General features: G+C 64.3%; 25 protein-coding genes. 17 read left to right on the plus strand and 8 right to left on the minus strand.

What is annotated here, in order from left to right:
* Positions 1-18: 18 nt before the first annotated feature.
* The 4 genes from ACYVNQ_RS12635 (at position 19) to treF (ending at position 3,991) form a co-directional block, all read left to right on the plus strand.
* The gene (locus ACYVNQ_RS12635; protein WP_460902837.1) at positions 19-693 is read left to right on the plus strand and encodes a cysteine hydrolase family protein; all 675 of its coding nucleotides are present in this window, start codon (positions 19-21) and stop codon (positions 691-693) included.
* Positions 693-1,109 (plus strand): oxalurate catabolism protein HpxZ, encoded by a 417-nt coding sequence (hpxZ, locus tag ACYVNQ_RS12640; RefSeq protein ID WP_460902838.1) that lies wholly within the window; start codon positions 693-695, stop codon positions 1,107-1,109. The genes ACYVNQ_RS12635 and hpxZ overlap by 1 nt, the downstream gene beginning before the upstream one ends.
* 140 nt (positions 1,110-1,249) lie before the next feature.
* The gene (locus ACYVNQ_RS12645) at positions 1,250-1,939 is read left to right on the plus strand and encodes a GntR family transcriptional regulator (RefSeq protein ID WP_460903570.1); all 690 of its coding nucleotides are present in this window, start codon (positions 1,250-1,252) and stop codon (positions 1,937-1,939) included.
* Between the two features lie 222 nt (positions 1,940-2,161).
* Entirely contained in the window at positions 2,162-3,991 is a 1,830-nt protein-coding gene (treF, locus tag ACYVNQ_RS12650) for an alpha,alpha-trehalase TreF (protein WP_460902839.1), read from the plus strand.
* 10 nt (positions 3,992-4,001) lie between these two features.
* Here the strand turns inward: treF and ACYVNQ_RS12655 are convergent, their stop codons facing one another.
* Positions 4,002-4,166, minus strand: a complete 165-nt coding sequence (locus ACYVNQ_RS12655) for a hypothetical protein (RefSeq protein WP_460902840.1) — start codon at positions 4,164-4,166, stop codon at positions 4,002-4,004.
* Between the two features lie 152 nt (positions 4,167-4,318).
* Here ACYVNQ_RS12655 and ACYVNQ_RS12660 point away from each other — a divergent pair, with 152 nt between their 5' ends.
* Positions 4,319-4,549, plus strand: a complete 231-nt coding sequence (locus tag ACYVNQ_RS12660; protein WP_460902841.1) for a hypothetical protein — start codon at positions 4,319-4,321, stop codon at positions 4,547-4,549.
* Between the two features lie 311 nt (positions 4,550-4,860).
* Positions 4,861-5,181, plus strand: coding sequence for a DUF4148 domain-containing protein (locus ACYVNQ_RS12665; RefSeq protein ID WP_460902842.1), 321 nt, complete (start codon positions 4,861-4,863; stop codon positions 5,179-5,181).
* 86 nt (positions 5,182-5,267) lie between these two features.
* Here ACYVNQ_RS12665 and ACYVNQ_RS12670 read toward each other — a convergent pair whose 3' ends face one another.
* Together ACYVNQ_RS12670 and ACYVNQ_RS12675 are read right to left on the minus strand one after the other, a co-directional pair.
* Positions 5,268-6,230 carry an alpha/beta fold hydrolase gene (locus tag ACYVNQ_RS12670; RefSeq protein ID WP_460903571.1) on the minus strand — a complete coding sequence of 321 codons (963 nt, stop codon included), beginning with the start codon at positions 6,228-6,230 and terminating at the stop codon, positions 5,268-5,270.
* Positions 6,231-6,299: 69 nt separating this feature from the next.
* Positions 6,300-7,199, minus strand: a complete 900-nt coding sequence (locus ACYVNQ_RS12675; RefSeq protein WP_460902843.1) for an exodeoxyribonuclease III — start codon at positions 7,197-7,199, stop codon at positions 6,300-6,302.
* A gap of 306 nt (positions 7,200-7,505) precedes the next feature.
* Between ACYVNQ_RS12675 and ACYVNQ_RS12680 the strand changes: the two genes are divergently transcribed.
* The 3 genes from ACYVNQ_RS12680 (at position 7,506) to ACYVNQ_RS12690 (ending at position 10,223) form a co-directional block, all read left to right on the plus strand.
* Positions 7,506-8,174 (plus strand): 2OG-Fe(II) oxygenase, encoded by a 669-nt coding sequence (locus ACYVNQ_RS12680; protein ID WP_460902844.1) that lies wholly within the window; start codon positions 7,506-7,508, stop codon positions 8,172-8,174.
* A 265-nt stretch (positions 8,175-8,439) separates the two neighbouring features.
* Positions 8,440-8,886 carry a helix-turn-helix transcriptional regulator gene (locus ACYVNQ_RS12685; protein WP_460902845.1) on the plus strand — a complete coding sequence of 149 codons (447 nt, stop codon included), beginning with the start codon at positions 8,440-8,442 and terminating at the stop codon, positions 8,884-8,886.
* The gene (locus ACYVNQ_RS12690; RefSeq protein WP_460903572.1) at positions 8,886-10,223 is read left to right on the plus strand and encodes a type II toxin-antitoxin system HipA family toxin; all 1,338 of its coding nucleotides are present in this window, start codon (positions 8,886-8,888) and stop codon (positions 10,221-10,223) included. Before ACYVNQ_RS12685 ends, ACYVNQ_RS12690 begins: the two co-directional genes overlap by 1 nt.
* 41 nt (positions 10,224-10,264) lie before the next feature.
* On the opposite strand, the gene ACYVNQ_RS12695 is transcribed toward ACYVNQ_RS12690, so the two are convergent.
* Positions 10,265-12,817: an adenosylcobalamin-dependent ribonucleoside-diphosphate reductase gene (locus ACYVNQ_RS12695; RefSeq protein ID WP_460902846.1), complete on the minus strand. Its 2,553-nt coding sequence runs from the start codon at positions 12,815-12,817 to the stop codon at positions 10,265-10,267.
* Positions 12,818-13,113: 296 nt separating this feature from the next.
* Between ACYVNQ_RS12695 and ACYVNQ_RS12700 the strand changes: the two genes are divergently transcribed.
* Positions 13,114-13,839 carry a response regulator transcription factor gene (locus ACYVNQ_RS12700; protein ID WP_460902847.1) on the plus strand — a complete coding sequence of 242 codons (726 nt, stop codon included), beginning with the start codon at positions 13,114-13,116 and terminating at the stop codon, positions 13,837-13,839.
* A 123-nt stretch (positions 13,840-13,962) separates the two neighbouring features.
* On the opposite strand, the gene ACYVNQ_RS12705 is transcribed toward ACYVNQ_RS12700, so the two are convergent.
* Both ACYVNQ_RS12705 and ACYVNQ_RS12710 read right to left on the minus strand, forming a co-directional pair.
* A complete protein-coding gene (locus ACYVNQ_RS12705; RefSeq protein ID WP_460902848.1) occupies positions 13,963-14,781 on the minus strand; it encodes an alpha/beta hydrolase in 819 nt (272 codons plus the stop codon).
* 84 nt (positions 14,782-14,865) lie between these two features.
* Entirely contained in the window at positions 14,866-15,513 is a 648-nt protein-coding gene (locus tag ACYVNQ_RS12710) for a hypothetical protein (RefSeq protein ID WP_460902849.1), read from the minus strand.
* 178 nt (positions 15,514-15,691) lie between these two features.
* On the opposite strand from ACYVNQ_RS12710, the gene ACYVNQ_RS12715 reads away from it, so the two are divergent.
* Positions 15,692-16,210, plus strand: coding sequence for a thioesterase family protein (locus ACYVNQ_RS12715; protein WP_460902850.1), 519 nt, complete (start codon positions 15,692-15,694; stop codon positions 16,208-16,210).
* Between the two features lie 42 nt (positions 16,211-16,252).
* On the opposite strand, the gene ACYVNQ_RS12720 is transcribed toward ACYVNQ_RS12715, so the two are convergent.
* Positions 16,253-16,543, minus strand: coding sequence for a DUF3331 domain-containing protein (locus ACYVNQ_RS12720; protein ID WP_460902851.1), 291 nt, complete (start codon positions 16,541-16,543; stop codon positions 16,253-16,255).
* A 336-nt stretch (positions 16,544-16,879) separates the two neighbouring features.
* Here ACYVNQ_RS12720 and ACYVNQ_RS12725 point away from each other — a divergent pair, with 336 nt between their 5' ends.
* Positions 16,880-17,989: an AI-2E family transporter gene (locus tag ACYVNQ_RS12725; RefSeq protein WP_460902852.1), complete on the plus strand. Its 1,110-nt coding sequence runs from the start codon at positions 16,880-16,882 to the stop codon at positions 17,987-17,989.
* 118 nt (positions 17,990-18,107) lie between these two features.
* On the opposite strand, the gene ACYVNQ_RS12730 is transcribed toward ACYVNQ_RS12725, so the two are convergent.
* A complete protein-coding gene (locus tag ACYVNQ_RS12730) occupies positions 18,108-19,208 on the minus strand; it encodes an OpgC domain-containing protein (protein ID WP_460902853.1) in 1,101 nt (366 codons plus the stop codon).
* 537 nt (positions 19,209-19,745) lie between these two features.
* On the opposite strand from ACYVNQ_RS12730, the gene ACYVNQ_RS12735 reads away from it, so the two are divergent.
* The 5 genes from ACYVNQ_RS12735 (at position 19,746) to ACYVNQ_RS12755 (ending at position 26,112) form a co-directional block, all read left to right on the plus strand.
* Complete coding sequence (locus tag ACYVNQ_RS12735) at positions 19,746-20,816, plus strand: polysaccharide biosynthesis/export family protein (protein ID WP_460902854.1); 1,071 nt, start codon at positions 19,746-19,748, stop codon at positions 20,814-20,816.
* Between the two features lies 1 nt (position 20,817).
* Entirely contained in the window at positions 20,818-21,318 is a 501-nt protein-coding gene (locus ACYVNQ_RS12740; protein WP_460902855.1) for a low molecular weight protein-tyrosine-phosphatase, read from the plus strand.
* Between the two features lie 71 nt (positions 21,319-21,389).
* Positions 21,390-23,669 carry a polysaccharide biosynthesis tyrosine autokinase gene (locus ACYVNQ_RS12745; RefSeq protein ID WP_460902856.1) on the plus strand — a complete coding sequence of 760 codons (2,280 nt, stop codon included), beginning with the start codon at positions 21,390-21,392 and terminating at the stop codon, positions 23,667-23,669.
* Positions 23,666-24,949 carry a glycosyltransferase gene (locus ACYVNQ_RS12750; RefSeq protein ID WP_460902857.1) on the plus strand — a complete coding sequence of 428 codons (1,284 nt, stop codon included), beginning with the start codon at positions 23,666-23,668 and terminating at the stop codon, positions 24,947-24,949. Before ACYVNQ_RS12745 ends, ACYVNQ_RS12750 begins: the two co-directional genes overlap by 4 nt.
* Complete coding sequence (locus tag ACYVNQ_RS12755; protein WP_460902858.1) at positions 24,946-26,112, plus strand: polysaccharide pyruvyl transferase family protein; 1,167 nt, start codon at positions 24,946-24,948, stop codon at positions 26,110-26,112. Before ACYVNQ_RS12750 ends, ACYVNQ_RS12755 begins: the two co-directional genes overlap by 4 nt.
* Positions 26,113-26,122: the final 10 nt, after the last annotated feature.

Here is a 26,122-nt window from a genome sequence, read left to right on the forward strand (position 1 = left end):
TAAACGAGGGCCGCAAGGATGGCATTCACGCAAATGACGGTACACGGCGCGCAGCCTGCGCCTTTCAGCTTCGATCCGCGCACGACCGCGTTGGTGGTTATCGACATGCAGCGCGATTTTATCGAGCCGGGTGGTTTCGGCGCGGCGCTTGGCAACGACGTGTCGCAGTTGGCCGCGATCGTGCCGGGCGTCGCGGCGCTGCTTGCCTTTGCGCGCGAACAGGGCTGGCTGGTGGTGCACACCCGCGAGTCGCACGCGCCCGATCTGTCCGATTGCCCGCCGGCCAAACGCTTGCGCGGCGCGCCGAATGCGCGCATCGGCGACGTCGGCCCGATGGGGCGCATTCTCGTGCGCGGCGAGCCGGGCAACGCGATCGTCGCCGAGCTGACGCCGCTCGCACGCGAGCTCGTGATCGACAAGCCGGGCAAGGGCGCGTTCTATGCGACACGCCTTGGCGAGGAACTCGCGATGCGCGGCATCACACATCTGGTGTTCGCCGGCGTGACCACCGAAGTCTGCGTGCAAACGACGATGCGCGAAGCGAACGACCGCGGCTACGACTGCCTGTTGATCGAAGACGCGACGGCGAGCTACTTCCCGGCATTCAAGCAGGCCACGCTCGCGATGATCCGTTCGCAAGGCGGCATCGTCGGCTGGACCGCGCAGCTTGCACAACTGATGGAGTCGACGTGATGGCCGCTGAACTGAATCGCCCGGAAGTGGTTGCGCAAGTGAAGGCGGCTTTCGAAGCATACGAACGCGCGCTGGTCGCCAACGACATCGCGACGATGAACCAGTTGTTCTGGGCCGCGCCGGAAACGGTGCGCTACGGCATTGCCGAAGTGCAGCACGGCGGCGCTGCGATCCGCCGCTGGCGCGAAGCCTGCGAGCCGGTGCCCGCGTCGCGCACGCTGCACCGCACAGTGATCACGACCTTCGGCAGCGACTATGCGACGGTCAGCACCGAATTCACCAGCGACGCCACGCCGCTGCTCGGCCGGCAGATGCAGACGTGGGTCAAGCTCGAACCGTCCGATGCCGTAGCAGCGATGCGCTTTGGCGGCTGGACCATCGTGGCCGCGCATGTCAGCCTGATCGAAGCGCCGTGAGCGGCACGCGCGACCGGGCCGCGCCGCCCGCCCGCGGGAGACAGGGTATCGAACCGATTACGTTGATCAAGTGTGCGCCGCGCGTGAAGGATGCAGACGCATCTGTACGCGCGGCACAGCCGGGCGGCGGCACGGAAAAGGTGTCGTACAGCGCCAATCCGCTGGCCGAGCAGGTGTATCAACTTCTCAGGCGCGACATTTTCAGCTTTCGCCTGTTTCCCGGCGACCGCTTTTCGGAAAGCGAGATCGCGCAATACTATGGCGTGTCGCGCACGCCGATGCGCGATGCGCTGTTCCGCATGCACCGCGAAGGCTACCTGGAAGTGGGCTTCCGGCGCGGCTGGAAAGTGGCCGACATCGACTTCGGGCGGCTCGACCAGTTATACGATTTGCGCATCGTATTGGAACTCGCGTCGCTCGACCGTCTGGCCAGCAGCGCGCCGCCGCATCGCGTGATCGACGAATTGAAAGCGCTCTGGTGCGTGGCGACCGGTGAGCGCGAGAACGATCCGGGCGCGGTGTTCAATCTGGACGAAGGCTTTCATCGCGGCCTGATCGGCGCGACCGGCAACGATGAAATGCTGCGCGTCCACAACGAAGTGACCGAGCGCATCCGTATCGTGCGGCGGCTCGATTTTCTGAAGCCGCATCGCACCAGCGCGACTTACGAGGAGCACGCCGCGATCCTCACGCTGCTCGAGCGCGGCAAACTTGCCGAGGCGCATATCGTGCTGCGCGCACATATTACGCAAAGCAAGCTGGAGGTGCGCAAGATCACGCTGTCGATGCTGACCGCGGCGCGCGACAGCAAGCTGCCGTTCGTCAACTGACGCGAAGCGGGTGGCGCCGCGCGGCGCTGCCCAAACTTCGCTGTCGCTTCAGGTTTCGGGGAACATTGTCTGCCGCCGTGCGTCTTTCTTCAGCATAGACCACGCTCCAAAGGACATGCCCCGATGCCGATGATGATGTCTTGCCGTTTGCCGCGTTCGTCGCGTTCGTCGCGTTCGTCGTTTACCCATGCCATGCGTTTTGTGTTGTTTAAAGCGCGAGGCATGAACGCTGCTATTGCTGTCGTTGCCGCCGTGCTTGCGTTACCGCTGACCGCGCTTGCGCAATCGGCGCCAGCCGATGCATCACCGGCTGTAGAAGCGCCGGCGAGCGCAAGTGCAAACTCAGGTGCAAGCGTTGCCGCGGGCACGACCGCCGCATCGCCGGTCGTGCCGGTGCCGCCGTCCGAACTCTATGGCGCGCTGTATCGCGACGTCGAACTCGCGCATCTGTATCCGGATAGCAAGACCTTTGCGGACATGGTGCCTAACCAGGCGCCGGCGCATATCGTCGCGGACTATACGCAACAGAAGACGCAACCGGGCTTCGATCTGAAGCACTTCGTCGAAGCGCATTTCACGCTACCCACGCGCGAGACCAAACGCTATGTGTCCGATCCGAACCAGAGCGTCACTGCACACATCGATACGCTGTGGAACGTGCTGCGGCGCGATCCGGACAAAAGCGCGAGCCGATGGTCGTCGCTGTTGCCGCTACCGTACGCGTATATCGTACCGGGTGACCGCTTCGACGAAATCTACTACTGGGATTCGTTTTTCATCATGCTCGGCCTCGAACAGAGCGGCCGCGAAGATCTGCTCGACGACGAGCTCAATAACTTCGCGACGCTGATCGACCGCTACGGCCATATTCCGAACGGCAATCGCACCTACTATCTGAGCCGCTCGCAACCGCCTTTTTTTGCGCAGATGGTGCAGCTTGCCGCGCGTCGCGAAGGCGATCGTGTGTATTTGCACTATCTGCCCGAGTTGCGCAAAGAGTACGACTACTGGATGGATGGCGAAAGCCGCGTCGCACCGGGCAGCGCCTATCGTCATGTGGTGCGTTTGCGCGATGGCACGGTACTGAACCGCTACTGGGACGCGCGCGATACGCCGCGCGACGAGTCGTATCGCGAAGACGCCGAAACCGCGCAGCAGATGCCGCAGCGCAAGCCCGCCGATCTGTGGCGCAACCTGCGGGCGGCCGGCGAAACCGGCTGGGATTTCAGCTCGCGCTGGTTCGCCGACGGCAGCACGCTCGGCAGTATCGAAGTGACATCGCTGGTACCGGTCGATCTGAACGCTTTACTCGCCGACCTCGAGCGCACGCTCGGCAAAGCGTACCGTCTGCAAGGCAATGCGGGAGAGGCCGAACGTTTCGAGCAGCGCGCGGCGACACGTGCCGCCGCGATTCGTCGCGTGCTATGGGATGCGCAACTGAACGCATTCGGCGATTACGACTTCGACGCGCAGCGTCTCACGCATCGGTTGAGTGCGGCGACTGTGTATCCGCTGTACTTCGGCATTGCGACCAGGGCGCAAGCGAACGCAGTAGCCGCGACCGTGCGCGCAAAGCTGCTGCGCGCCGGCGGCCTCGCGACCACGACCGTGCAGACCGGACAGCAATGGGATGAACCTAACGGCTGGGCGCCGCTGCAATATCTGGCGGTGCTCGGGCTGCGGCGTTATGGACAGTCTGCGCTGGCCGGACAGATCGCGACGCGCTGGATTCAAACGAATGTCGCGTATTACCAGCGTACCGGCAAGCTGGTCGAGAAATACGACGTCGATGCGAAGGCCGGCACCACTGCGGCGGGCGGCGGCGAATATCCGTTGCAGGATGGCTTCGGCTGGACCAATGGCGTGCTGCGCAGCCTGATGGCGATGTATCCGCAGGCGGCGGGGAACTCGACGAGACCGGTCGACGTGCCCGAAGGGCCAGGCGGCGTGTCGGCTGCTGCTTCGGCCGCGGCGGCCGCGCCGCAGACCACGCATCGTCTGCACGACGGCGCGGATGTACAGCGAGAGCCGCAGCCGCAGCCGCACGAATAGCGCGCAGCACTCACGCGGCAGGTTGTCTGGTGACTTCGGCGGGCATGGGCCCGAAGAACATCGCTCGCAACTTGCCGCGGCCGATCAGCCGGCCCAGTTCCGCAATCGTGCAGTAGTTGATGATCAACGTGACGAGCAGGATCTGGATCGCCCAGAAGCGCGGCCAGTCCATCATCGCGATCAACTGTTCGTGCGGTGAAGATGTCCGGCGCTTCTTTCCAGTAGTCGTACAAATGCTCGAGGTAATGCACGACTAGCGCGACTAGCGTGTAGATCGCGGTTTTCCAGCCGACGTTCCAGATCAGCGGCTTTTCCGGAAAGCGGTTGATGAACGGCAGCAGATTCGCGAGTAGCACCGATTTGCCGAGCACCAGCGCGGCGATCGTCACCGATATCGACGTCTGTAGCGAAAGGCCGGTGCCTTCTGTCGTCAAGCTTCGTATCAGCGCGACGATATGCAGAATCACGAAGAAAAACACCGTGGGCGGCAGCATTTCAAAGAACTCGTGCTTGATCGTTGCCGTGAGCTTGCTCATGATCGTCTCCGCTCTGTGCTGATGTAGGCGTCGCGTGCGCGCGCGCCGGCGCTGCCGGTCGAAGCGTTGGCGTTAGCGTTATTTCGAAACTTCGACGGGGTGTGACTCAATCATAGTTGCGGCGCGAAACAATCCTGTCGTTTCGAACAGCGCGTGGCCTTCCGGTGGCACGACTTCTTTGCGTATTCCGTAATCATTCCTCGCAAAACTGACAACAGTCCTTTTTCGAATGACGGGTTTACCCTGAAGAGACGTATCACTACACTCTTTTCAACGGTTACAGACAAGCAGTGCTGTGACACTCGCCAAACGAATTCCCTTGAGGTAAAGATCATGAAATCGCTGATCAAAGCAATTGCTATCGCCGCGGTGCTCGCCGTACCGGCTGTTTCGTTCGCACAATCGTCGGTGACGCGCGCTCAGGTACAAGCTGAACTGGCGCAAGTGCGCGGCGTGCATCCGAGCCTGTACGACACGGGCGATGCACACTATCCGGATGGCATCCAGCACGCTGAAGCAGCAGCTGTTGCGCAAAGCGGCGCTGCAGCGAACAGCGGTTACGGCGCTTCGACGAACGGTTCGTCGCAAGCTGGTGTATCGGGCAATACGCCGGTGTACAACCAGTATCTGGGTTCGCCGTACGCACGTCCGTAAGCCGGTAACGCGCGGGTAAAAACCGAGAGCCGTCGGAGTGTATGTGCCGACGGCTCTTTGCGTTGTTTGATGAATGACAGGGTCAGTCAGCTAAACATTGTGCGAATCGTCTGGCGGACTGCATCGCGCAGCGCCGGGTCGCTGCCCAGATGGCCCGCATCGACCCATTGCACCTGCGCCTGCGGTACCGCGCGCCGTAAGCGCGCAAGGTTGTCGGCCGGGCAGATTGGGTCGCGCGTACCGTGCGCGGCCGCAAGCGGCACGCCGGCTTGCGCAGCGCGCCGTGCGAGCGACAACAGACGTGCTTCGCCAAGCCAGCAGCGGTGCAGCATGTAGTGCATCTGGATCTGGTATTTGCCGACCATCTTGCGCAGTAGCGGCTGCTGGCGGCGTTTGACGCGCGGCCGGCGGCGGCGCCACACGGAGGCGAGCACCGTGTTTTCGTAAGTGGCCCACGCCAGCGCGAGCGCCTGTTGCTGCCGCTGGTTGCGGCCCTTTAGCAGCACGCGTACGCATGCATCGAACAGGCGCGACGGATGGCTGCATTGCGCCGCGGCGGCGAAACGCCGCCACTCGCGCGGTGCGCGGGTGCGCGACGAGACAAACAGCCCATCGACTTCGCGCGCGGAAGTCAGGAACAAGCCGCGCAATACGACGCCTCGTATTGCCTGTGTGCAGGTGCCCGCATAGGCAAGTGCGAGCGACGCGCCCCACGATCCGCCTAGTACACCCCACCGCTCGATATGCAAATGGGCGCGCACGGCTTCGATATCGTCGATCAGAAAGGTGGTGTTGTTATGCCGCAGACTGCCTGCGGGACGCGAGGCGCCGGCGCCGCGCTGATCGATCATCACGACCCGGTGGCGTGTCAGATCGAACAGTTCGAGCACACCCGGATTCGAGCCGCTGCCCGGGCCGCCGTGCAGCACGACGACCGGGATGCCGTCCGGCGCGCCGGCGAGGCCGAAGGCAATGCGATGGCCATCGCGCGTGCGCAATGTGTGGCGTTCGATTTTCCGCGATGAGCGGGGCGGCTCCGAAGAGGGCATGGTCGGGGATTGGGTGTCGTTTGCGGGAATCTGCATCAATACCACAGCCGTGCGCGATTCGCGTCGCGGTTACTGGCGGGGCGTGCGCGTTTTGCGGGTTGGCGCGGCAGCGGATACTGCTTTCGCGGAGCGGTTAGGCTTTTTTGCGGGGACCTTCCTTGCAGCGCTAGCGCGACTTCCCGTAGCCGTCGCACGCGCGAGGTCCAGTTCGACCCACGTGGGCGCGTGGTCGCTTGCATGCGGCTCGCCGCGAAGCCATGTATCCACACCGGCATCGCGTAACGCAGCGGCGACGGACTGACTCAACAGCAGATGATCGATGCGTAGCCCCGAGTTGGTTTCCCAATGACGCCGGAAATAATCCCAGAACGTATAGATCTTCTGCTGCGGAAATTGCGCGCGCAACGCGTCGGTCCAGCCTTGCTTGAGCAGCCTCGCGTAACAATCGCGGCTTTCGGGCTGCAGCAGCGCGTCCTTGAGCCACGAACGCGTGTTGTAGATATCGAAATCGGTGGGCACGACGTTGTAGTCGCCGGCCAGCACGACCGGGCGACCGCTCGCATAGAGCGTGTTCGCATGAGCGATCAGCCGCTCGAACCATGCGAGCTTGTATTCGAACTTCGGGCCCGGCTGCGGATTGCCGTTCGGCAAATACAGGCAACCGACCCGCAGACCGTCGATGTCGGCTTCGAGATAGCGGCTGTGGGTGTCGGCATCGCCGCCCGGCAGTCCGCGCCGCGTTTCGACCGGCATCGCGCCCTTCGCGAGAATCGCTACGCCGTTCCACGCGGCTTGCCCATGCCAGATCGCGCCATAGCCTGCCGCGCCGATTTCGGCGGCCGGAAAGCCGCTGTCGGGTGCCTTCAGCTCCTGCAGGCAGGCGATGTCCGGCTGTTCACGTTCGAGCCATTCGATCAGCGCCGCGAGACGTGAACGGATACCGTTGATGTTGAAGGTGGCGATCTTCATGTCGTAGCTCCGGTTGCAATCTTTATACCTGCGGGCAAATGGCTGTCAGGCGTTGCGGGCTGTGTGAACTGCCCGCACGAAAAGTGCGCGCTACACGGGCCGCTCGCCGTTCGCAGCCGAAGCCGACGGCTACGTATTTGATGCGCTTTTTGCGCTTCACGCCGCATATTTTGTTTGGCCGACATTCGCAAAATGATCCAATGCAGCGCTGCCTGGCGGTGCTTGCACGGCCGGTACAGATCGTTCATTCGAACCGCGGTTGCCGCGCGTGCCTGCTGTGCCTGTAGAAGGTCGATGGCCGTTCGAATGCGGCTTCGTTCCATTCTCGCCAGGGTTTGTGTGCTGCTGCATACGGAATCGCTTACGCACGTCGATGCGCGCATCGCCGATCGACATCATCCTGTCGCTGACGACCTCGACCGGCACGGCTGGTCGGTGCGGCATCGTTTTCTTTCTGCGGGGCTTACGCGCGCGTTGGCGCTGGAGTGCAGGGCGCTGGGGTGCGCCGGTGCGCTGCAACCCGCTCACGTCGGTCAAGCCGGCGCGCGCGTACGGCGCCCCGACGTACGCGGCGACCAGATCCGCTGGCTCGAGCCCGGGCAGTCGCTTGCGTGCGACTGCTTTCTCGCGGAGATGGAAGCGCTGCGTATCGTGCTGAATCGCGAACTGTGTCTGGGTCTCGCGGATTACGAAGGACATTTCGCATGTTATGCGCCGGGCGCGTGCTATGCACCGCATCGCGACCAGTTTCGCCATGACGACCGCCGTGTGGTGACGGTGATTGTTTACCTGAACGACGCATGGTGCAGTGCTCAGGGCGGGGCGCTGCGACTGCATCCGGAGCGCGATGCAACAGTGGACGTCACGCCATTGGGAAGACGGATCGCTGTGTTTATGTCGGGCAGCATGCTTCATGAGGTGCTGCCTGCGACGCGCGAGCGGTTGTCGATCGCGGGTTGGTTCAGGCGGCGCTAGCTGGACGCGGCGTCGCAGCGGCGCGAGCGCGGCGTGCGCTTTTTAGCTATCTGACGATGCGCCCGGAGAGGGCCTGCCGGCCCGCGTTGACTGCTGCCGGGAGGAGGGGGAAATACAGGAGTTAGACTGTTTTTTGATTTTACAGCCTATCGGTTGTTTTTTTAGTTTACAGTCTATAATCTGTGTTGTGTACAAACTAAAGGCTGTAGTATCGTTTTACAGTCGGAAAACTGTAAAATGGCAACAACAAACGCGGAGGTCGACCGTGGGATATCCGGTTCGTACGGCGAGCGAACTGCGCCTGATGCTCAAGGCTTTCCGCAACGCGGCAGGGCTTACCCAGGCGAGTGTCGCCAGCCTTCTCGGCGTAACCCAGCAGACTTACGCAGCGCTGGAGCTCAATCCGGGCTCGGCCAGCATGGAGCGTCTGCTGCGCGTGCTGCGCATATTGAGCGTCGATCTCACGCTGAGTGTGTCCGTGAGCAAAGGGCGGCCTGCGCCGCGCGCCCGGTCCTCGTCAAAAGCGGCCGCCTGGCCGCAGTCGACTGGGCAATCCGCACAGCGCGCCGCCAGCGCAAAGCGCACCGGGAAAACGCAGGTTGGGTCGGCTACCGTGGCAGCCAGTAGCGGTAAAAAACGGCAAAACGCCAAATCGGCAACAACGGCACCGACCGCACCCAGGCGTGTGGTCCGCAAGCGGGAGGACTGGTAATCATGGCGCGCGGTGCGGGTATCAACCGGTTGAACATCTGGATGAACGGTTTGCCCGTCGGCCACTGGGAGCTTGCCCAAGGGGGAGACCGGCTGGCGTACTGGGACGAGTGGGTGAACGATCCTCAGGGGCGCCCGCTGTCGCTTTCGCTGCCCCTTACACCGGGAAACCAGCCATACCGTGGGGCTGAAGTCGCAGCATATTTCGACAATCTGCTGCCTGATAGCGAGTCGATCCGGCGGCGCATCGCTGCGCGTTACAAGACCCGCGACACGTCGTCATTCGGGTTGCTGGCCGAATTGGGCCGCGACTGCGTCGGCGCAATCCAGTTGCTGCCGCCTGATCAGACACCGGCGGAGCTGCGCTCCATCCGGGGCCGGCCGCTCGACGAGGCGGCAATTGCGCGGCTACTGCGCGACACCACCGCGACAGCCGCGCTCGGCCAGCACGAAGCCATCGACGATCTGCGCCTGTCGATCGCCGGTGCACAGGAAAAAACCGCGCTGCTGTGGCACGACAACCAGTGGCTGCTGCCGGAAGGCAGCACGCCCACCACGCATATCTTCAAGCTTCCGCTGGGGTTGGTCGGCAACATGCAGGCTGACATGCGCACCTCGGTCGAAAACGAGTGGCTTTGCTCGAAAATTGTCGCTGCGTATGGCTTGCCGATCGCAGCGTGCGACATTGCCCGCTTCGAAGATCAGAAGGTGCTCGTCGTTACGCGTTTTGACCGCAGGTTATCCGCTGACGGGCGCTGGATTCTGCGCTTGCCTCAGGAGGACATGTGTCAGGCAACCGGAACGCCCGCGCTATACAAGTACCAGACAGACGGAGGGCCGGGTATCGAGCGCATCATGGAGATTCTCGCCGCGTCCGAAGATGCCATGACGGATCAGCGCAATTTCTTCGCCACGCAGATCGTATTCTGGCTGCTTGCCGCAACCGACGGCCATGCGAAGAACTTCAGCATCGCCCATTTCCCGCTGAACCAGTACCGTTCGACACCACTCTACGATGTGCTGTCGGCGCACCCGATCATCGGTAGCGGGCGCAACCAGTTTGCGCGGCAAAAGGTCAAGTTGGCCATGAGCGTGCACGGCCAGAACAACCACTATCACATTGAACAGATCCAGCGTCGCCACTGGATCGAGCAGGGCCGTCGCGTCGGGTTTTTGCCCGGGCAGGTGGAAGAAATCCTCGCGCAGATTTCGCTGCGTACCAAGGCCGTGATCGACGAAGTATCATCGGCGCTGCCCGCCGACTTTCCAGTCGATATCGCGACCAAGGTGTTTAGTGGAATGACGCGCCTGAATGCGCGGCTGAGCGCGGCGCAGTAAGCGCCGCGCGGGCCGGCCGCTCGTCACCACCGTCACCAGCGTCACCCGCACGCACCAATTTCCCCGCACGCCGTACAGAAATCGCACCCGTCTTTCCGGATCACCGCATTCGCACCGCACGAACCGCACTTGCGGCCGTGCATCGTGCGCAGCTCGCGCAAACCTGCTTCGTGAGCGTCGCCGTCCAGGCTTTCCACCGCATTTCCCGGCGCTTCCTGCTGCGCGTTCAAACTCGCCGCAAGCGGCAGCGCGACGCGCGGCGCGCGCGGCAGATGCGCGAGCAACCGCGACGGCACCTGGTTGCCTTCCGCATCGAGAAAACCGCGCCGGTGCAGGATCTGCTGGATCGCATACGCAAGCGCCGCGACTTCCGAATCGTGCCAGCGCGGCGTGCGCACACCGTCGAGCCGCTGCACGTCGCCAAGCCGCACCTGGCCGCGGTCCCACGACACCTTGCGCAGGTCCTGCAGATTGCGCGCGACAAAACCGCCGCGCGCGGCCAGCGACAGCGAGCGCATCGTCGCGGTGATCCATTGCTGCGATTCATCGCGCTGTCCGACCGGAATGAAGAATTCGATCGGCCGCTCGATCGTCACGTCGGCGCCGGCCATGCGGCCGGTCACCTCGATAAACGACACCGCGACATAGAGCGATTTCTTGCCGGCCTGCGTCAGGTATTCGACCTTCTCGATGATCGCGGGCAGCTCGCCCTTCGGCCGGTGATCGATTGCCACCCGCAGTGGATCGAGATCGTTCTCGGCGAGCGCATCGTCGGCCTGCGGTGTCACGCTCAGCACGGCGCCGAGCGTCTCGTTCGGACGGTAAGTCGCGAGGCCTTTCAGGCCGCTTTTCCACGCATCGAAATAGAGGCTCTCGAATGCGTCGAACGGATAGTCGGCCGGCACGTTGACGGTCTTCGAGATCGATGTGTCGATGAACGGCTGCACGGCGGCCATCATCTCCAGATGATCGCGCGCGGACATCTCGAGCGCACTGACGAAAGCCTCGGGCAGCCTGTCGACGTCGCCGCCGAGCTCGCGGTACAGCCGGTACGCATGATCTTCCACCGCGAACGATGCGCGGCTGCCGTCGGCCATCACCTTCATGCGCGTGTAGGTCCACGAGAACGCGGGCTCGATGCCGTTCGACGCGTTGTCCGCAAACGCGAGGCTCACCGTCCCGGTCGGCGCGATCGATAGCAGGTGGCTGTTGCGGATGCCGTAGCGCCGGATGTCCTCTTTGAGATCATCGGGCAGGCGCGACGCGAAGGTGCCGGCCTCCAGATATTGCGCGGCATTGAACAGCGTGAACGCGCCGCGCTCGCGCGCCAGTTCCACCGATGCGCGATACGCTTCATCGCGCATCAGCCGTGCGACGCGCGCGGCAAATTCGCGCCCTTCTGCCGAGTTGTAGCGCAGACCGAGCATCACGAGCGTGTCGCCGAGCCCGGTGAAGCCGACGCCGATGCGGCGCTTCGCGCGCGATTCGTCGTATTGCTCGACAAGCGGCCAGAGCGTGACGTCGAGCACGTCGTCGAGAAAACGCACCTGGGTACGGGTGCGTTGCGCAAGCGCATGCCAGTCGAATGACGGCGTGCCGCCGTCGCGTTGCGCGAACGGTTCGATCACGAAGCGCGTCAGGTTAAGCGGCCCCAGATTGCAGCAGCCGTATGCGGGTAACGGTTGTTCGCCGCATGGGTTGGTGGCGCGGATGGTCTCGATGGCGCGCAGGTTGTTGTCCTGGTTCATCCGCGATATAAACACGATGCCCGGCTCGGCGACGTCGTAGGTCGAGCGCATGATCCTGTCCCAGATGTCGCGCGCGCGCCGTTCGCTGTAAACCCACATGCCGTCGGCGCGCTGCTGCAGATCGTTGGCCGCGCGCAGCGCCGGCGACGGTTCGGCCCGATGCACCAGCTGCCACGGTTCATCGCGCTCGACCGCCTGCATGAACTCATCGGTGACGCCCACCGAGACGTTGAAGTTGTTCCAGCGCCCCTTCGAATGCTTCGCCTCGATGAATTCGAGCAGGTCCGGGTGCGTGCAGTCGAGCACCGCCATCTGCGCGCCGCGCCGCGAGCCGGCGCTTTCGACGGTGCGGCATGATGCGTCGAATACGTCGATATAGCTGCACGGCCCCGACGCCGACGAGCTGGTGGTGCGCACGCGCGCGCCGTGCGGGCGGATGGCCGAGAAGTTGTAGCCGACTCCGCCGCCGCGCCGCATCGTCTCCGCCGCCTGCAGCAGCGCTACATAGATACCCGGCAGGCCCTGTTCGTCGACGCCCTGGATCGCATCGCCGACCGGCTGCACGAAGCAGTTGATCAGCGTGGCGGCCACTTCGGTGCCGGCCGCGCTCATGATGCGGCCGGCACCGAGCGCGCCGTGCCGCAGGTTGTCGACGAAGCGTGCCTCGACCGTGGCGCGCAGCGCCTCGGGCTCGGCCATTGCGACGCCGCGCGCGACACGCCGGTAGACGTCGTCGACGCTGCGTTCGTCGCCTTTTGCGTATTTTTCGAGCAGTACGTCGAGCGAGAACTGCTGCGCTGCGATGGCAGGCGCAAGCGGGGCGCGGTCGGTATCGGTATCGGCCATGGGAGTCCCTCTGGGCGGATTGAGTGCTGCGTTTGCGCACCCTGTAGCCGGGTTCGTCGGAGGTTCACATTAACGCAGTCGGCGATGACCTGCAACGCCCTGGCCCGGCGCTGCAGGGCGCAGCGCTCATAGCAGCTATGCATCTGGCTTCGTAGCACGCGTAGCGGTGCGGCACGATACTGCCCATATGTGCCGCAGGCATTTGCCAGCGGGCTTGCCCGATTCATTTACTGCATTGACCTTCGGTCGGGATAGCGGCGCAACCAGACCGGGCGTCGTACAACCGCGATTGCAACGTGAGCACCAACCTTACCGAACCGCCCCCACCCGAAGAATCCACCTCGACCGTCTACATCGTCGACGACGACATCGCGCTAAACGCCGCGCTATGCAACCTCGTCAAATCGATTGGCCTCGCCGTGCACGGCTTTACCGATGCAGGCACGTTCCTCGCCACAGAGCGCAATCACGCAGGCCCGAGCTGTCTGGTACTCGACGTCAGGCTGCATGGCGTAACGAGCGGCATCGCGCTGCAACGTGAGTTGAACGCGCGCGGCGACCCGATTCCGGTGATTTTCATCAGTGCGCACGGCGACGTGTCGATGTGCGTGCAGGTGATGAAGGCTGGCGCAGTCGACTTTCTGCCCAAGCCGCTGCGCGATCAGGATCTGCTCGATGCGATCTGGGCGGCGCTGGAACGCGACCGCAAGCAGCGCGCGGCGCTCAATGCAAATGCCGACATCGCCGCGCGCTACGAGCGGCTATCGGAGCGCGAGCGCGAAGTGATGCAACTTGCGACGTCCGGCATGGTGAACCGGCAAATCGCACAATGTCTCGGCATCAGCGATGTGACCGTGAAGATCCATCGCAGCAATCTGATGCGCAAGATGCAGGCGAGTTCGTTCGCGGATCTGGTCGTGATGGCGTATGCGTTGAGACTGATCAGGTTGCAGTTCAACCAGAGCGACGCGGCGCAACAGACGCCGTGGCACGTCGATGCAACGGGCGATGAACGCGAATAGGCGGGGCGACAGCCGAAGCACCGCCAGTAACAGCAAAGCCACACGCAAAAAAAGCCGGACGTCGAACCGCACGTCCGGCCCCGACGCGGGCCTCGCCTTGCAACGGCGAGGCCGCGTCACCCGTCACTGCACTGCGTGCCGTGCGGCATCCTCGATCACGGCCGCCACTTGCTTCGGCCGCGATTCATAGACGGAGTGGCTCGCACCGGCAATCACCGTGGTATGGCTGTGCGCGCGTGCGTAGTACCAGCGCTCCAGATCCGGATTGATGATCTTGTCGTTACCCGCAACGATGCCCCAGCTTGGCTTGGTGGTCCACGCGGCAGCAGTCAGCGGCGTGGTGAATACGCTGGCGGACGTCAGCATCTGCGAATGTGCTTCGAACTGCGCTTGCCTGAGCGGCAGGTCGGCGGCGAAGTCGCGCGGAAAGTCTGCTGGATTCAGATAGGTATAACCGTCTGCGGTCTTTTCGATCGCCCCTGGCTGCTGGGCCGTGAAACTCGGCTTGCCCTTGCCGAGCGTGCCTTCGTCTTCACCGACGTTCGGCGCATGCGCGGCCACATACACGAGACCGACCACGTGCGAATCGGTGCCGGCTTCGGTGATCACCGAGCCGCCGTAGCTGTGTCCGACGAGGATCGTCGGACCATCCTGCAGATCGAGCACGCGTTTCGTGGCCGCGACATCGCCTTCGAGCGAGGTCAGCGGTTCCTGCACGAGGGTCACGTGATAGCCGTCCTTCGTCAGGATTTCATAGACGGGCTTCCAGCCGGACCCGTCGACCCACGCGCCGTGTACCAGCACGATGTTCTTGACGGGCGCGCTGGCGGTTTGCTGCGCATGCTGCGGTTGTGCGGTAGCGGCGCCGGCTGCGGCGGAGAACAGCGCCGCGGACAACGTCAACACGGATGCTGCTGTCTTGATTGCGTTCGATGACTTCATTGGGAAACTTGCCTTTCGATAGGGAATGGGTCGCACTGTGTCGCCGGGTTGCCAGTCAGCCTGGCTGGCAACCCGGCGGCCCGCCTAGCTGCCGAAATAGATGTTGCAGAAGCTCACCGGGCCGACACATGCCTGTTTGGCCGCGTGCTTGCCAAAGCCTGCCGCTGAAGAACCGCTGGTCGTGCCGCCGTATGAGTCGGCGGTGGTGCGCTCTGGCGTGCTGGCGGCTTGCGCATGCACCGATTGAGTTGTTTCGACGTTAGCCGACGCGCCGCTGGTTTGTGCAAACGATGCGACAGGAGCGCCAAGCAGTGCGGCGGACAGTGCAACCAACAGGGAAAGTTTTTTCATGATGAATACCTCCAGAATAGATATGAGAACTGCAATGCACGGATCGATCGAACGCAACGCGCCTGCCTGCGAATGACGAATAGCATCGCTAACTGATGCGAGTCGCCAGCCGGTTTGCTGATACGCTGGGCAAAACGGCTGAAGCGTGACGGTTCGGGCAGGTGTTGCATTGCGCGAACTGCGCCCGGCAAGCGTGTTTGCTGCTTGCAGTGCTTGCCGGTGCCGGCGTTTGCGTTGGATGAAATTTAGGCGTGCGGCGCGCGAGCGTAAAGGGATACGAAGGAGCCGTGCGCTCTCGATGATCGCGTCGTGTTTCGATACGTCGGCATAGCCGGGCAATGCATGGGGATGCGGCGTGCGAGGCGGGTTATACCAACGCATAGGTGACGCGTGCAGCGGTTATGCGTTGGTACAACGCATCTGCACCAACGAAAGCTGTGCGCGGCGCGGCAGGCCGCGGCTGAACTGCAGTACGGGTTACGTTATCGTCTGCAAAACGGCGCAGCAGGCCACCATGCGTCGCGCGACGCGCATTGCGTGCAGAAAAAGGAGAGAGGGCATGACGCAGCAACCGCCTGTGGCGCTACCGCCTTACCACGACGTGGTGCATGCACAATGGGTCGATTACAACGGCCACATGCGTGACGCGTTCTACATGCTGGTGTTCAGCTACGCAACCGATGCGGTGCTGGATTTCATCGGCCTCGATGCCGCGGCGCGCACCGCGCGCGAGCGCTCGGTCTATACGCTCGAGGCGCATCTGCTCTATCTGCGTGAGACCCGGCAGGGCGCGGGCTTGCGCGTCGATACGCGGCTCATCGCGCACGATGCGAAACGGCTACACCTGTACCTCGAGATGTTTGCAAAACCGCACAGCGCGCCGGTCGCTGCAAGCGAACAGCTGCTGCTGCACGTCGATACGCGCGGGCCGCGCGCAGTGGCTTTCGACAGCGACGTGAACCTGCGTGTCGAGGCGCTGGCGGCTGCCGCGGCTGTGCTGCCCCCGCCTGCTCATGCGGGGCGCGTGATCGGTCTCACGCGCAATCGGCAGCGAAGCAGTGCAGATGCACCGGAATAATCCTGCAATAACGTATGACAGTACGATGACGCGTGTGTGTCGCTACAGATTGCTGATCAGATTGGTGAGAATGTCGGCCGCGATCATGGCGGCTGCATTGAGCGGCGCAGGCCGTTCGGCAGGTTTGAAGACCGCGTCGCCGCGGCGGATCTTGCGGCGCGATACCGCGCAGGTGCCCGAAGTGTGTGCCGAACGGCGGCGCCAACGTTGTTCGCCGTAGTGGCATTTGCCCGGTTCGACCCAGCGGATCACCAGCGTGTTCTCGGAGCGCTCGAGAATCTCGATGCGTAAGCCGTTGGCACCGATCAGCGGTATGCACTCTAACGTCGTCATTACCGGCTCCGTAAATAAGGATGTGCCCGAATGTAGACCCGCACGCGCGTCAGAGCCATTGTGCGGGCATTGAAATACTGTTGCATGTTTCGCAATAATCGCAGCGCGAGTCGATGTACGTGCCAGACAGCAGGCAAGCTGTGCAAGCCGGCTGAACCCGGCGGCATCTGCCAGGTGCGGTCTGCCGCGCAAGGCTGCACGTACTGTCAGGCCAGCCTCGCGCGTCATTTAAGATGTGCGAACCGGCAGGCTGTGCGACGCTTCTGAGCGGGGCACGCGACCGACGACAGACTCGCGGACAGACCTCGCCCTCCCGTTAACGGATGAAGACCACATATGATTCCACGCCCCCCATCAATTCCGCCTGGCCGTTCCGCCCAGGGACAGGCCGACACGGACACGCAGAATCGCCGGAAGATGCAGCGCTTCGCGTCGGCGGGGCTTTACACGGGGCTGCTGCTGCTGGCGCTTTGGGTCGTTCGCGACTTCATTCCCGCAGTGGTGTGGGCCTGCGTGATCGCAATCGCACTGTGGCCGCTGCTGCGCAAGCTCGAGCGGCAGCCGGTTCTGGCCGGCCGCAGGACCACGATCGCGACGTTCTTGACTGTAGCGATCGCGCTCTTGTTCGTACTACCCGCTTGCGTGGGCATCACACAGGCGGCGCAGGAAGCGCACGATCTGATCGTCTGGCTGCACGACGTCGAGCGTAATGGCGTGCAGGTACCTGATTTCATCACGCATCTGCCGTTCGGCGCCGAACCGCTCGCGAACTGGTGGCAGACGAACCTCGGCCAGCCGCTGAAGGGCTCGCCGGCCATGAAGGGGCTGCACAGCGGTACGGTGGTGACGCTGAGCCGGCAGTTCGGCGTGCGCGCCGTGCATGCGCTGATGGTGTTCGGCTTCACGCTCGTCACGCTGTTCGTGATCTTTCAGGCGGGGCCGAATCTGTCCGGTTCGGTGTTGAAGGGCATCCGGCGTGCGTTCGGCACGACTAGCGCGCAGCTTGCCGAGCGCATGGCCGCAGCCGTGCGCGGCACGGTGGCGGGGCTGGTGGTGGTCGGTATCGGCGAAGGCGCGTTGCTCGGGATCGCGTACATGGTGGTCGGTGTACCGCACGCGGCGCTGCTCGGCTTCGTCACTGCGGTAGCGGCGATGCTGCCGTTCTGCGCACCGCTGGTGTTCTGCGGCGCCGCGCTATGGTTGTTTATCAACGGCGGCACGGTGGGTGCCATCGGCCTCGCGGTATTCGGCTTCGTCGTGGTGTTTATCGCCGAGCATTTCGTGCGGCCGGTGCTGATCGGCAGTTCGACGCGGCTGCCGTTTCTGCTCGTGCTGTTCGGCATTCTCGGCGGCGCCGAAACTTTCGGGCTGCTCGGCGTTTTCATCGGCCCCGCGCTGATGACGGTGCTGATGGTGCTATGGACGGAGTTCGTGCGCGAGGCATGACGCACGTGATGCGTGATGTGCATGCGGCGCCGGCTGCGGCATTCACGGGCGAACGCCGCAATGAAAAGGGAAACGAAAGGAAGGTGCAAACAAAAGCACAAAGCCGGCGCTTGAGCACCTAACCCGACGAACTGCCGAGGCGCGGCGCGAAAGCCCGCGCAATCGGCACGGAGGCCTTGGCCACCGCAATCAATGCGCCGATTGCGACCGCATCGGCAACGAGGCCGAGCGGCACGTCGAGATAGCCGTCAGTCGCCTTGTACAGCAGCGAGTCGACCAGCAGTGAAATTACCGTGCCGGCGACGAAACATAGCATCCCCTTGCGTCCGATCTGTCCGATCCACGGTAGCCGGTTGGCGACCCGTTTAGCCCAGCCGACGCGAATCAGGTTGGCGGCAAGCCATGCAAGCGCGACGAAATTCAGCACGCGCAGCATCGACAGGTTCTGCTTGAAGGCCGCATCGAACGGCGTGCTTTCTACGCACAGCCGATAGTACGCACCCGCAGCGACTGCAGCGACAGCGAGCCCCGTGGCGACCCAGCCGTAGCGGTGCGCGCTCACGCGCTGATAGACCGGCTGGCAGCACGCGAGCACACCAAGCACGAACATCAGCTGCCATGCGAACGGATTGAAGTCCCATTGCGCGCCGTCTTCGATCGGCAAGCGGCCGGCCAGCGCAGGTGCTGCGGCCCACAACGCGACGCTGCCGGCGAGCAGCAGCCATGGCTTGCTGCGCGCAAGCGGCAGCACCGCCGGCACCGACAATGCGAAGAACGCATACATCGGCAGCACCGAAGCGAGATACGGCTGACGGCGGAACAGCAGGATGTCGCTAAACACAGTGGCAGGCGTGTCGAGCAGATCGTCGAAATCGACGGTGGCGAGATTCGGACCGTCGACCTTGAGCGCGGTGAGCACTGCGGTGACGACCAGCATCAACGCCGCCGTGATCAGAAACGCACGGTACAACTCGAGCGAGCGTTTGAAAAAGCGCTGACGCGCGGCGGCTTCGGTGTGCCGTGCCGCGAGCCTGTTGTACGCGATGGCGGTGGCGAATCCGCCGAGAAACACGAACACTTCGGCGGCATCGCACAACGCATACGCGTGCAGCGTGAAGCGCGACAGGATGCTGCCGCCGATATGGTCGACGACGATCACGAGCAGCACGAGCCCGCGAAAGAAATCGAGTTCTACCAGCCGGGAAGACGCTTTTTGCATGGTTATGGGGCACAACACGGGGCAATGCAATGACGTCGCACGTGCGCATCGGCAGGGCGCGACACGCATGGACGATTCGGGATGCGGCAGTGCGCCGCGCGACCTTCGAACTGACCCGCACGATGCGGCACGAGTTCCGGTTGGCTCGTCACAGAAGCGTCGAAAGTGTTTCAGGACATTACTGCCGGGCCGCGCTCGGTCGGACCGCGATCGGTTGGGCCGCAGTTGGCCGGGCCGCGATCGCGCACGCCGCACAAGCGCCGCGCGACGTTTGCCAACGCTGACAAAAAAGAGATGAGTGCCTGGCGAAAACGGTTCGGATATTGGCCGAACCTGCGCGGCAGGCCCGCTTACGATTGTCCGCTTTCCGAGGCGAGGCTTGCTGAATACGTGGCGCGCATTCGCTCTTGTCCTGACGCGGCAAACCTTGTTGCGTCGTCATGTTTTTAGAAGCGAATGATGGAAGTCCGACTTACCACGTGGGCAATTGCCGTTGCCGCGTGCGCTGCACTATCAGCGTGCGCGATTGCGCCAGGCATGCGTATCGACACTCCTGCTGGCCAGACTGCCGATGCCGCGCCATCCGCGATCATCGAGATTACGCCGGCGCTGGTGGCGGGCAGCAATGCGGCATCGGCGATCCGCACGACCTTTGCCGAAACGGACGACGCACGCACCCTCGTAGCCGCACCCAAACCCTACCGGATCGGCCCGGCCGATGTGCTGTCGGTGATCGTCTGGGATCACCCGGAACTGGTGGTGCCGAACCTGACGTACGACATCGGCGCCACCGGCGGCGCGTTGCCGGCGAGCGTCGGCCTGACGAGCCAGACGGTGCCGGGCTTCGTGGTCGGCCATGACGGCACGATTCAGTTTCCCTACGCAAAGCGCCTGAAGGTAGCGGGCCTGAGCGAATCCGCCGCACAGCAACTGCTGGCCACACGCCTCGCACCCTACATCCGCGATCCGCAGATTTCGCTGCGCGTGGTCGGCTTTCGCAGCCAGAAAGTCTATGTGAACGGCGAAGTGCACGCGCCTGGCCTGAAGCCCGTGACCGACGTGCCGATGACGCTGGCCAACGCACTGCACGCCGCCGCCGGCGCGACGGCCAACGGCGATCTGAGCCGCGTCGAGCTGATGCGCGCCGGGCGCCGGTATCGGATCGACGTGCCGCATCTCGCGGAACGCGGGCTCGATGCGACCCGCATCGCGCTGCTCGACGGCGACGAAGTGCGAGTGCCGCCCGCCACTGACTACAGCGTGTTCATGATGGGCGAAGTGCAAAAACCGGGGCCGTTGCCGTTTCACTCGGACGGCCGCCTGACGCTCGCGCAAGCCTTGGGACAGGCTGCCGCCAACCCCGCCACCAGCAACCCGGCGCAGATCTATCTGGTGCGTCCTGCCAGTGGCGACGTGCCGTTGCATGTGTTCCACCTGGATGCGCAGACTCCATTTGCGCTGGCTCTCGCGCAACAGGTACCGCTGCAGCCGAACGACATCGTCTACGTCGATGCGGCCGGAGTGGTGCGCTGGAACCGCGTGATCTCGCAACTGACCGGCAGCGCAAGCGCGGCTTATGCGGTGGAACGCGCCGCACTCGGGAATTGACATGCCGGCCTCTTTGCTCGTGGTGTGCCACGCGAACCTGTGCCGCAGCCCGATGGCCGCGGCGCTTCTCGCGCAACGGATGCCGGAGTGGCGGGTGCTGTCCGCGGGCATCGCCGCGCGTGACGGCGCACCGGCCGACCCGCGTGCATGCGACGCGCTGCGCGCGCATGGCCTCGATCTGGCCGCACATCGCGCGCGTCTGCTCGATGCGGCGCTGTGCGCGCAGGCTGCACTGGTGCTCGTGATGGAACACGCGCAGCGGCGCTATATCGAGCAGCGTTTTCCGTTTGCGCGCGGCCGCGTGTTCAGTCTGGGTATCGCGCTCGATGCGGGCGGCGTGCCGCGCCATTTCGATATCGCAGACCCGTATCGCGGCCCACGCGAGGGCTTCGACGCATGCGCGGCGACCGTTGTGCGCGCAATCGATGTGTGGGCCGGGCGCATTGCGGTGTTTGCCGAACCCACGCAAGCGTGCGCGCTGCCCGACGCAGGCGCGCATTAAAAAGCTCCAGCCGCGGCCTTACCCAGCCCGGCCTCGCCCACTCCGTTCAATCTGCAATCCGGAACCGATCCATGTTGTCCGCGCACGGGGAACACCCCGACAACCAAGCCGAGTTCGACCTCGTGTCTGTCATCGACACGATCGTGTCCAACCGCTACCTGATTATCTGCATCACGCTGTGCTTCGCGCTGGCCGCGACCGCATGGTCGTTCCTGTCGCATCCGCAGTATCAGGCCGACATCGTCGTGCAAGTCGAGGATTCGTCGGCGAGCGGTTCGACGACCAGCGTGGTCGGCGACGTCGGCTCGTTGTTCGACATTCGTTCGACGGCGGCCGCCGAGGCGCAGATTCTCGCGTCGCGCCTCGTCATCACGAATACGGTCGATACGCTGCGCCTCTACGTCGAGGCCACGCCGAAGCGTTTCCCGCTGATCGGCGATTTCATCTCGCGTTTCAACCGGGGCGTGACGGCGCCGGGCGTATTCGGCATCGGCGGCTATGCGTGGGGCGAGGAGGGCATCGACGTGGTGCGCTTCGACGTGCCGCAGGAATTCGAAGACGACGGCTTCACGCTGACGCTCGAGGAAGGTGGGCACTACCGTTTCACCGGCTCGGATCTCGACGAACCCGGGCGTGGCACGATCGGCACCCAGGCTGCATTCGCCACGCGCCACGGTCCGGTGATGCTGCTCGTCAACGGCGCCGACGCGCAGCCCGGCACGCGCTTCATATTGAAACGCCATTCGCGCCTGAAAACGATCAACGATCTGCAAACAGCCCTCGATGTACAGGAAAAGGTCAAGCAGTCGGGCGTGCTGGTTGCGACTCTGGCAGGCGGCGACCCTCAGGCGCTGCGCCGCACGTTGCAGGAAATCGGCGATCAATACGTACGCCAGAACGTCGAGCGCAAGTCGGCGGATGCGGCGCAATCGCTGGCCTTCCTGCATGCGCAACTGCCGATGGTAAAAGAGCGGCTCGAAGCAGCCGAGCAGCGTTATACGGCGCTGCGCGATGCGCGCGGTACGGTTGATCTGACCGAAGAAGCGAAACTCGCGCTGCAACAGTCGGCCGAAGCGAAAACGGCGCTGCTGACGCTGCAGCAAAAACGCGCCGATCTGGCGACGCGCTTCAACGGTGCGCACCCAGGCATGGTGGCGATCGACCGGCAGATCGCCGCGTTGCGCACACAGCAGGCAAGCGTCGACACGGCGCTCGCACGGTTGCCCGAGCTGCAGCAGCAGACCGCGCGGCTGATGCTCGACGTGAAAGTCGACACGGACCTGTACACCACCTTGTTGAACAGCGCACAGCAGCTCGAACTGCTGAAGGCCGGCAAGGTCGGCAACGTGCGCGTGGTGGACGTGCCGGTGGCGCCTGAAGATCCGGTCAAGCCGAAGCGGCCGGTGGTGATTGCCGCCGGTGTGCTGATGGGGCTGGTGATCGGCATGGTGTTCGCATTCGTACGCGATTTGCTGTTCGGTGGCGTGACGAGTGCCGACGAGATCGAGCGCAATCTCGGGCTCGACGTGTTCGCGTCGATACCGTTCTCGGCGGCACAAGGCACGTTGAATACCGAGCCTGCGGCCGCGCGCCTTGGGGCAGCGCTGCTTGCGGAGGCGGTACCGCGCGACGCGGCGGTCGAAAGCCTGCGCAGCTTGCGCACCGCATTGCATTTCTCGCGCTTCGACGGGCAGTGCCCGACCTTGCTGATGACAGGCGCCGCGCCCTCCGCAGGCAAATCGTTTATCGCGGCCAATCTCGGCGCGCTGCTGGCAACCGGTGGCAAGCGCGTGCTGGTGGTGGACGGCGACCTGCGGCGCGGCCATCTGCATCGGTATTTCGGCGCGCGTGCTATGCCGGGCCTCGCCGAACTGCTTGACGGCAGCGCCATCGAGAACGCTGCCCTGCAGCATCTCGAGCATCCGCGGCTTGACTTCATCGCCGCGGGCGGAGCCGCGCTGCATCCAGACGAACTGCTGATGTCCGATCAGGTCGACGCGCTGTTCGCACGCCTGCGCACGAAGTACGACTACATCCTGATCGATGCGCCGCCGCTGCTGGCGGTGGCAGATGCGGCCTTGCTCGGCCGCTGCACGAACCTCGTGCTGCTGGTCGCGAAAGCGAGCGAGACGCGCATCGGCGAGCTGCGCGAGTCGCTCAAGCGGCTCGAACATGCGGGGCTGCGCGCTTCCGGCGTGGTGCTGAACGGCGTCGCGCCGCGCTCCGCACGCCTCGCGTACGGCAGCAAGTACGGCAGCTATCGCTTTACGCATTACGACTATGGCCGGCTGGAAGAGCCACGCGCACGGCGCGGCTGGCTCGATGCGCTGCGCGGACGGTGGAGTAAATGATGCGCAGCGAACCACAGGCTATCTCGCGAGCGGATGACGGCGTCGATGTGTCGCAACGGAGCCCTGCTGCAGGGCAGGCGCAACACACACGAGGCGCTCGGGACGCTCAAGGCGAGCAAACCAGGCAAGCCGCGCGGCGCCGTCCGCTGCGCGTCGCGCTGGTCGTCGAGGCAGCAGGAGGCGGCGTTGCCGTGCACCTGGTGGACCTGATCGCTGGGCTTGCGGCGCACGGCGCGCAAGTCCATCTGATCGCGCCGCTCGGCGAGCGCTTCGACGCCAGCATCCTGAATGCGGATGTGCTCGAGCGCTGCAGCTCGGTGACGCGGGTGCCGATGCAGCGCGGCGTGTCATGGCGCGACCTGGTTTCGTTCGTACACGTGTTTCGTGCGCTGACGCGCATCAAGCCGGACGTCGTGCACGCACACAGCTCGAAAGCCGGCGTGCTGGCGCGGCTGAGTTTCGGCGCATGGCGCCGGGTTTACACGCCACACGCGGTCTACACGCTCAACCCCTATCTGAGGCCTGGAGCGCGCCGCTTCTATGGCTCGGTCGAAGGCTTGCTCGGCCGCACCTGCAGCGAACGGATCATCGCCGTGTCTGCCGACGAAGCGCGCCATCTGCACGACACGCTGAACATCCCGCGCGAGCTTATCAGCACGATCTATAACGGCGTGCCCGCGTTCGCGATGCTGCCGCGCGATGCCGCGCGCGACATGCTCGGTTTGTCGCCTGACGCATTCGTGGTCGGCGTGGTCGGCCGTCTCGAGTTCCAGAAAGGCATCGACCGGCTGGTTCGGCTCGCCGCACGCATCGAGCGGCGCGTCGGTACGCGGGTGCAGTTCGCGCTGATCGGTTCCGGCGATATCGAAGCGGCGGCGGGCGTGGCGCCGAATGAGCTGCCTGGCAACGTACGTTTCGCCGGCCGCGTGGTCGACGCGCGGCGCTGCTTCAGCGCGTTCGACGTGTTCGCGCTGCCGAGCCGCTACGAAGGTTTCCCATACGTGTATCTGGAAGCGATGGCGGCTCGCCTGCCGATCGTCACGACCGCAGTGGCCGGCGCCGATGCGCTGGTTGCGCAGGAGCGCATCGGCGTGGTCGTCGCCAACGACGACGCGCTGCACGAATTCGAACAGGCGTTGCTGACGCTGCTCGACGATGCCCCGTTACGCAGCCGGATGGCTGCCAACTGCGCGCGCGCCGTCGAGCGCTACTCGGCGCACCGGATGGTGGCGAGCACGCTCGACGTTTATCACGAAGTGATCGAGGAGGCGGCCCGATGAGGCTGGTCAAACAGGTCGTGCTGCTGCACGCATATAGCCGCCGCAATTCCGGAGACGGGTTGCTGGTCGATCTGTCGGTCGCGCTGTTGCGTGAAGCGCTGGGGGCGCAGACCGAAGTCGCGGTGGTCGCGGCCGATCCGGCGTCGTTTCCGGAATATGTCGACGTGTGCGCGGCACCCGTGCTCGGGCACGCCGGCGCAGCCCGTGTGGCGCAGGCGCTTGCGGCTTGCGCCGGATGTACGTCGCACAGCGCGGCGCAGTTGCGCGCGCGGCTCGACTCGGCCGATCTGATCGTCGGCGTGGGCGGTGGCTATCTGCGCGCGCGCAACGCGGCGCAGGCGGTCAAGCTCGAGGTCGGCCACATGTTGCAGATGCGCGCGGCGCGCGCAGCCGGCAAGCCCACTGTGTATTTGCCGCAAAGCATCGGGCCGGCGCCGGCCGGCAACGGCGCGCTGTCGGCGCGATTCGGCGCGCGCCTGACAGGTCTGCTGGGCGGGTTCTCATCGGTGTTCGTGCGCGACGACCGCTCGTTGTCGTTCATGGCGCCGGCCGGCAATGCGACGCGCGCACCGGATCTCGCCGTGCTCGAATTCGAGCGCCAGCACGACGCCGTGCTCACGCGCGCCGCGCGGCGCGACGGCGCAGTGCGCCATGTCGCACTGGTGTTGCGCGAAGCACCCGCCTGGCCGCAACACAAGCGTCTGCATTACGCGCAGGCGGTGCAGCGTCTGGTATCGCTGCTGGCTGGGCAATGCCGCCTCAGCTATGCGGTGCAAAGCACCGGCCGCGGCAACGACGATGCCGCGTACTACCGCCGGCTCGGCATCGCTGAACCGCTGCCGAGCCTCAAGCAGCTACTCGCCAGCGATACGCCCGACGTCGTCGTGTCGGTGCGTCTGCACGGCGCGCTCGAAGCGATTCTGCAGGGCGTGCCGGCGTTCCATCTGAGCTACGAACGCAAGGGCTTCGGCGCGTACGGCGATCTGAACGTGAGCGACTGGGTTGCGAATGCGGCGAGTTTCGATGCCGAGGCACTCGCGGCGCGCATTTTTGCGGCACATGCGGTGCCGGAGTTCTGGCAATCCGCCGCAAGCGGCCTCGACGCGATTCGCGCCAGCCGTGCCGGCATCGTCGATACGCTGCGCCGCGCCGCGCAAGTCTGACGGGGGCACG

The organism is Paraburkholderia jirisanensis, assembly GCF_054782355.1.

Excerpts from the sequence above, each read along its gene's own strand:
- hpxZ (WP_460902838.1), top strand. The coding sequence starts at position 693 with ATGGCCGCTGAACTGAATCGCCCGGAAGTGGTTGCGCAAGTGAAGGCG.
- ACYVNQ_RS12750 (WP_460902857.1), top strand. The coding sequence starts at position 23,666 with ATGATGCGCAGCGAACCACAGGCTATCTCGCGAGCGGATGACGGCGTC.
- ACYVNQ_RS12655 (WP_460902840.1), bottom strand. The coding sequence starts at position 4,166 with ATGATGGACTGGCCGCGCTTCTGGGCGATCCAGATCCTGCTCGTCACG.
- ACYVNQ_RS12715 (WP_460902850.1), top strand. The coding sequence starts at position 15,692 with ATGACGCAGCAACCGCCTGTGGCGCTACCGCCTTACCACGACGTGGTG.
- ACYVNQ_RS12745 (WP_460902856.1), top strand. The coding sequence starts at position 21,390 with ATGTTGTCCGCGCACGGGGAACACCCCGACAACCAAGCCGAGTTCGAC.
- ACYVNQ_RS12735 (WP_460902854.1), top strand. The coding sequence starts at position 19,746 with ATGCGTATCGACACTCCTGCTGGCCAGACTGCCGATGCCGCGCCATCC.
- ACYVNQ_RS12695 (WP_460902846.1), bottom strand. The coding sequence starts at position 12,817 with ATGGCCGATACCGATACCGACCGCGCCCCGCTTGCGCCTGCCATCGCA.
- ACYVNQ_RS12725 (WP_460902852.1), top strand. The coding sequence starts at position 16,880 with ATGATTCCACGCCCCCCATCAATTCCGCCTGGCCGTTCCGCCCAGGGA.
- ACYVNQ_RS12710 (WP_460902849.1), bottom strand. The coding sequence starts at position 15,513 with ATGCGTTGGTATAACCCGCCTCGCACGCCGCATCCCCATGCATTGCCC.
- ACYVNQ_RS12635 (WP_460902837.1), top strand. The coding sequence starts at position 19 with ATGGCATTCACGCAAATGACGGTACACGGCGCGCAGCCTGCGCCTTTC.
- ACYVNQ_RS12665 (WP_460902842.1), top strand. The coding sequence starts at position 4,861 with ATGAAATCGCTGATCAAAGCAATTGCTATCGCCGCGGTGCTCGCCGTA.
- ACYVNQ_RS12755 (WP_460902858.1), top strand. The coding sequence starts at position 24,946 with ATGAGGCTGGTCAAACAGGTCGTGCTGCTGCACGCATATAGCCGCCGC.
- ACYVNQ_RS12730 (WP_460902853.1), bottom strand. The coding sequence starts at position 19,208 with ATGCAAAAAGCGTCTTCCCGGCTGGTAGAACTCGATTTCTTTCGCGGG.
- ACYVNQ_RS12660 (WP_460902841.1), top strand. The coding sequence starts at position 4,319 with ATGAACGGCAGCAGATTCGCGAGTAGCACCGATTTGCCGAGCACCAGC.
- ACYVNQ_RS12705 (WP_460902848.1), bottom strand. The coding sequence starts at position 14,781 with ATGAAGTCATCGAACGCAATCAAGACAGCAGCATCCGTGTTGACGTTG.
- ACYVNQ_RS12670 (WP_460903571.1), bottom strand. The coding sequence starts at position 6,230 with ATGCCCTCTTCGGAGCCGCCCCGCTCATCGCGGAAAATCGAACGCCAC.
- treF (WP_460902839.1), top strand. The coding sequence starts at position 2,162 with ATGAACGCTGCTATTGCTGTCGTTGCCGCCGTGCTTGCGTTACCGCTG.
- ACYVNQ_RS12720 (WP_460902851.1), bottom strand. The coding sequence starts at position 16,543 with ATGACGACGTTAGAGTGCATACCGCTGATCGGTGCCAACGGCTTACGC.
- ACYVNQ_RS12740 (WP_460902855.1), top strand. The coding sequence starts at position 20,818 with ATGCCGGCCTCTTTGCTCGTGGTGTGCCACGCGAACCTGTGCCGCAGC.
- ACYVNQ_RS12675 (WP_460902843.1), bottom strand. The coding sequence starts at position 7,199 with ATGAAGATCGCCACCTTCAACATCAACGGTATCCGTTCACGTCTCGCG.
- ACYVNQ_RS12680 (WP_460902844.1), top strand. The coding sequence starts at position 7,506 with ATGCGGCTTCGTTCCATTCTCGCCAGGGTTTGTGTGCTGCTGCATACG.